The organism is Alcanivorax sp. HI0044 (assembly GCF_001634945.1).
In genome coordinates this window covers 1-1,089 of the sequence record NZ_LWEZ01001511.1, presented here as the reverse complement: position 1 = coordinate 1,089, position 1,089 = coordinate 1, and the positions used below count along the sequence as shown (strand labels likewise).

2 protein-coding genes are annotated in these 1,089 nt (G+C 57.5%); both read right to left on the bottom strand.

Annotated elements, in window-relative coordinates:
* Positions 1 to 676: endo alpha-1,4 polygalactosaminidase (locus tag A3730_RS22770; RefSeq protein ID WP_231884017.1), on the bottom strand; the 676-nt coding region annotated here is incomplete at its 3' end.
* A 238-nt stretch (positions 677 to 914) separates the two neighbouring features.
* Positions 915 to 1,089 (bottom strand): aldehyde dehydrogenase family protein (locus tag A3730_RS30590; RefSeq protein WP_156501310.1); only part of this gene is annotated, 175 nt, incomplete at its 5' end.

Here is a 1,089-nt window from a genome sequence, read left to right as displayed (position 1 = left end):
AGCTGTCGTCCAGTGCCAGTGGCAGGGTCAGTGAGCGAAAGCCCAGGCTGTCCATATGCTGGCAATGAATGTTGTGGCCCTGCGGGTCGGCCCCGTACAGGTAATCGATGTGCAGCACGGGTTTGCCGGCTTCAATAAACGGGGTCAGCAGATGACATTCCTGCCATTGGTGACAGGATTCATTCACCGCGAAGTCGGCGTGATCAACCAGGTCTTCAACTTGCTCCAAATCGTTCTTTAGTGATACGGCCAGGCCGTGGTCGTGAGCGGTGTCGAACAGGAAGCGGTTGTAGTCCAGCTGGCTGTTATAGCTCAGCGGGAAACCGGTGCGGTTGCTGTAGCCATCCACATTGTCCGGGTCCACCCCGTCACAGCCTTTGCTGGCGGCCAGGGCAATGCGATCAGACATGATCGCGCGGACATTGATTGAGCGGGTATCGAGCCAGCGTTCCCCGGGCCAGTTACCCAGGCGCCGGCCTTTGTCGGCAGCGGTAAAACGGCTCTTGTCCTCGCGCCAGTTTTCGAAAGTACCGGCGGAAAAATAGCAGATCACTCGGCGGCCACTGGCGTGCAAGTCGTCGATCACATTCTGGGGTGTGTCGAACAGGTCCAGCACATAGAGGTCAGCGGTATAACCGGTGTTGATCGGACCCTGGAGCTGAATTTGCCAGCTCACATCTATATCGGGCTGATACCAGCTTCCTTCGGGAGGCGGGGGCGTGACAGGAAGCAAGGAAGAAACCAGCGCAGAGATGAGAGGAAGGGACGCAGCCATGAAGTCGAATCCTGATGGAGTTCTTTTCGATGGTAGGCGTTTTTTGACGTTGGGAATGTGAGTATATGCAGGTGTTTATGTAAGAAATAACGCCGGGACTGTAAGTCCCGGCGTACGCAGAAATGCTTAACTGCGTTGCTTATTGCGGGGTACGGATCACCAGCAGCCGTTCTTCGGTCATGTCGTTGATGGCCCAGCGGATGCCTTCGCGGCCCAGGCCGGAATCCTTCACGCCGCCGTAGGGCATGTTGTCCACGCGCCAGCTGGGCACGTCGCCGATCACTACGCCGCCCACTTCCAGTTCGTCCCAGGCT